The organism is Isoptericola sp. Y581, from assembly GCF_059445475.1.
Window position 1 is genome coordinate 1 of record NZ_JCAIUK010000018.1, and the last position, 3,995, is coordinate 3,995.

Here is a 3,995-nt window from a genome sequence, read left to right on the forward strand (position 1 = left end):
AACTACCAAGCGTGATCCACATGATCACCAACCTCGAGTTCTACCGCCAGGCCACGTGAATAGCGCTCTCATCCGACACACCCAACCGCACCGCTTGCTGCGCCACGACGTCTATACACTTGCCCCGCAGCCACGCACTTACCTGCACGGCCGACTGGTCCTGATCGGTGACGCTGCCCACGCCATGCTGCCCACCATGGGACAAGGCGCCAATTCGGCTTTAGAGGATGCCATCAGCGTCGGACGTCTGATCGGTGAGCCAGTGGCCGACGGCGAACCGCTGGCAAATGCACTGAAACGCTACGGCACGGACCGATACGTGCACGCCCGGAGAATCGTGCGCCGTTCAGCCCTGACAGCTCGATTCGGCTCGCACCTCCAGTCCCCGCTCGCTGGTCGGCCCGAAACGTCCTCTTGCGGATGCTTCCAGCCGACCGTTTGGCCGCGGCCGGCACCGATATTCTCAACTGGGCCCCCGCACCCCCTCGCTAGCCAGGCGGTTGCATCGGCAGTGCGGAGCACTCTCTGGGAAAATCCCTATTCGGCCAGCGGGCCGATCGACAGAACCCAGGGCGCTCCACGCCGCCGGCCGACGTTGACGAGCGCACCGCCGAAACCGTACGGCCTGCATAGACCGGCCTCAACGCCCACCCGAGCGCGACCGCGGGATCGGAAGATAACGGAGGAGACTTCCTTATACGGGTGCGACTCGCGAGGGATAGCGATGGCGGTCACGGAGTCGAGCTCGCCGAGACCTACGAACGAAATCATGCCGTCCGGCCGCAACCTTGTTCGAGTTGACGATATGCGTGTGCAAGTGCGGGTCGCCCGTACGGTCGTCGTAGTGATCGAACGCGGTAGCGACCACCCCCGGCACGTCGGCCTGCGCAACCGCGCCATCGCGTCCGGTTGCGCCAGCACGGGTCGCTGCAACCTCTCGCTCCATGAACGCAACCACCTCCGCAACCGCCGCATGGTGCGCGTCCGCGATCAATGCCTGCGTCCCCGCATCCGCAACCGCCCACAACACAGACGCAGACTTCGGAACCGAGAACGTGAAGCCGAACCCCGCCGCCGCGCGACGTGTGCCGCGTTCGGATTCCCCGACCTCGGTAGAGACGACCTGCTTTGCTCGTCGTTGGTGTGAACAACGACGCTTGGGTGGGCCTGAGTAGGTGCTTGTCAAACCCAAGCAGGCCGCTCGTCGACGTGCGTCAGAGAGTCCCTGCGTAGATGAACGCAAGGATCGCACCCGTCAATACGAGCGTATGGAGAATCATGTGCTCCAGGTTGGGCCGGGGCCGATCGCCGATTCGGGGAAGCACGATGATCGTGTGCGAATAGGTGCGGGCGTGGAGTTCCTGCCATGAATCACCGGTGCCTGCAGTCGCCCACGGCACGCTCACACCGGCCAGGTAGGGAAGCCACCATAGGAGGAGCCCACCGATCAGGACGAGAAGTTCCAGCGAGCCAGCAACCCACGCGAACGTGGAGAGGTGAAATGCGGCCGCGAGGACGACGAGTACTACCGGGAGGAACATGATCGGGCCGTTGATGGCCACTTCGATTGTACGTTCCCGCTGAGTGGCGGACCGCGCGTTGTTCAAAGGTGCGAAGTCGACCAGCGTCGTGAGCACAAAGTAGATGACCGCTACGAGCAGAACAACGAGGGTGAGGACGAGCATGGGGAGAATCTCCGATCAGATAGGGCAGATGATTTCGTCGCCTTGGTGATGCACCCGATGGCGTCGGCCCCGCGCGGGCAGTGAACGGGCGTGGTGGCCGATCAGGGGCGGGACTCATATCCCCTGACTGCGAGTTGCGCTGCGACTCCGTCGATAAAGGTTTCGGTTGCGATTCGGAACCAAGTGTCATAGAGCTCACGTGGGGCAGCCGGATCGTTGGGGACATCACCGAACTCCGCGAGTGCGAGACCGACCACGAGGACGTATAAGGACTGAAATGTGAGCAACGCGCGCTCGGCCGTCGTATGCAGCTCGCGCGCAAACGCTGGCCCGAACTCCTCGGCGATGTGCTGGGCGACTTTCGAGGAGAGGTTCACTGTCGCAATTACTTCGGTCACTCCCGGATGTTTTCGCAGAGTCTCGCGGAGTCCCGTGGCGAGTGCGGTGAAGTTAGCCCGCCAGCCCGCGGCCGCATCAAGTCCGGCCACGATCTCCACGGCAAAATTGTCCACGACCTCCTGAAGCAGTTCGTGCTTGCCAGAGATGTGGTTGTAGAGCGATGCCGCCTTCACGTCGAGCCGAGCGGCTATGGCCCGCATTGAGAGAGCGGAGCGTCCACCAGAATCGAGGATCTCGCACGCGGTCGCGACGATCGCGCATCGGGTGAGCGGGGTGGCCATTTCAACTCCTGAACTAACAGCGTTAGTGTCATGCTAACACTGTTAGTTTGAGACGTGCAAGCAGACGTAAGGTCACATCGATGACTGTCTGGCCACAACGGCCCGGCGGTGTCATACGGTCCAAGCAACACTCCTGGTCAGCGGGCGTCGGACCGGAGGCTTGCTGGGTGGGCGCACGGGTGCTGCTGTCGTTCTCGGATCGGGTGGAGATCGCCACGGGGTTCAAGGCGGGGTGGGGTCCGCGGCGGATCGGTCGGGCGATCGGCCGGTCGGCTTCGGTGGTCTCGCGTGAGCTGACCCGCCACCGGCTCGCGGACGGGACGTACAAGCCAGTCACGGCCGACGCGCGGACCGAGCGGTCCCGGGCGCGGCCCAAGGAGCACAAGGTCGGGGCCGATCCGATCCTGGCTGCGCGGGTACGGGCGGATCTGAAACGCTCCCGCACGCCGCGGCAGATCGCGGGACGGTTGCGTCTGGAGGCTGCGGACGCGACGGTATCCACGATGAAGCACTCGCCCGACGCCCAAGGCCGCACGGTCAGCCACGAGGCGATCTACCAGTACGTGTACGCACTGCCCAAGGGCGAGCTCGCCGCCGCGGGCATCATGCTGCGCTCCAAGCGGACCCGCCGCCGGGCCCGTAAGCCCGCTGGTGAACGGTCCGCGCGGATCGTGGGAATGGTCTCGATCGATGACCGCGACCCCGAGGCGGCCGGGCGGCGGGTCCCGGGCAACTGGGAGGGCGACCTTGTCATCGGCGAGGCCGGTAGGGCCGCCGTGGCGACACTGGTCGAGCGCACCACACGGTTCGTTGCCATCAAGGCCCTGCCAGCAGGCAAGGACTCCGCGGGCCTGGCCGACGTGCTGATCGAGGAGTTCAACGAGCTGCCCGCGCTGGTGCGCAAGTCCTTGACCTGGGACCAGGGAACCGAGATGGCCCGTCACGCTGCCCTGACCCTGGCCACGAGCATGCCGGTCTACTTCGCCGATCCCCGCTCGCCGTGGCAGCGGCCCTCCAACGAGAACACCAACGGCCTGATCCGCGAGTACCTGCCCAAGGGCACCGAGATCACCGACCACCAGCCCTACCTCGACGCGATCGCCGAAGAACTCAACGAACGACCCCGCGCGAGCCTCCGCTTCCTCACCCCGCGTGAGGCCCTTGAGAAGCTACTGCGCGACGAAGCCGTTGCTACCACCGCTTGACACCGCCCCCGACACGGAATCTGGGACTCAACCCGGGAATGCCGTTGGTCTGAACAACGACGCTTGGGTGGGCCCGGAGAGACTCGAACCCCCGACATCCACGGTGTAGAACGTGGAAGCGCCCTTGACCTGCACCTTTACTGCCGGATCGTGGACCGCGGGCCTCTGGCGGGGCCGAGTTATGCGGTCGACGTTCACGCTATTCAGGATCGCACGGCATGCGCGCCGACGGCGAAGAGACAGCCGCTCGACACCCACGCCGAACTCAAACGGACGTGCTGGGCGAGGCGCTCGCGGGGAGCGCGACGCCGTTGGGCGCGCCTCGCTCAGTGATGCCCACGTCACCTCAGAATTAGAGCGCTATTCACGTGGCCTGGCGGTAGAACTCGAGGTTGGTGATCATGTGGATCACGCTTGGTAGTTCG

3 protein-coding genes and 2 pseudogenes are annotated in these 3,995 nt (G+C 64.8%); 2 read left to right on the top strand and 3 right to left on the bottom strand.

Annotation, left to right across the window (positions count from 1 at the left end; all coding sequences use genetic code 11):
- Positions 1-55: 55 nt before the first annotated feature.
- A pseudogene (locus tag AC1C2W_RS19590) lies at positions 56-337 on the top strand (FAD-dependent monooxygenase); the annotation flags it as partial.
- Positions 338-784: 447 nt separating this feature from the next.
- Here AC1C2W_RS19590 and AC1C2W_RS19595 read toward each other — a convergent pair.
- From AC1C2W_RS19595 to AC1C2W_RS19605, 3 genes and pseudogenes are all read right to left on the bottom strand, one after another.
- Positions 785-1,111: pseudogene (locus AC1C2W_RS19595) on the bottom strand (relaxase domain-containing protein); the annotation flags it as partial.
- A 103-nt stretch (positions 1,112-1,214) separates the two neighbouring features.
- Positions 1,215-1,685, bottom strand: a complete 471-nt coding sequence (locus AC1C2W_RS19600) for a hypothetical protein (protein ID WP_495391317.1) — start codon at positions 1,683-1,685, stop codon at positions 1,215-1,217.
- 101 nt (positions 1,686-1,786) lie between these two features.
- A complete protein-coding gene (locus AC1C2W_RS19605; RefSeq protein ID WP_495391316.1) occupies positions 1,787-2,365 on the bottom strand; it encodes a TetR/AcrR family transcriptional regulator in 579 nt (192 codons plus the stop codon).
- Between the two features lie 182 nt (positions 2,366-2,547).
- Here AC1C2W_RS19605 and AC1C2W_RS19610 point away from each other — a divergent pair, with 182 nt between their 5' ends.
- Entirely contained in the window at positions 2,548-3,570 is a 1,023-nt protein-coding gene (locus tag AC1C2W_RS19610; protein ID WP_495414060.1) for an IS30 family transposase, read from the top strand.
- Positions 3,571-3,995 lie beyond the last annotated feature (425 nt).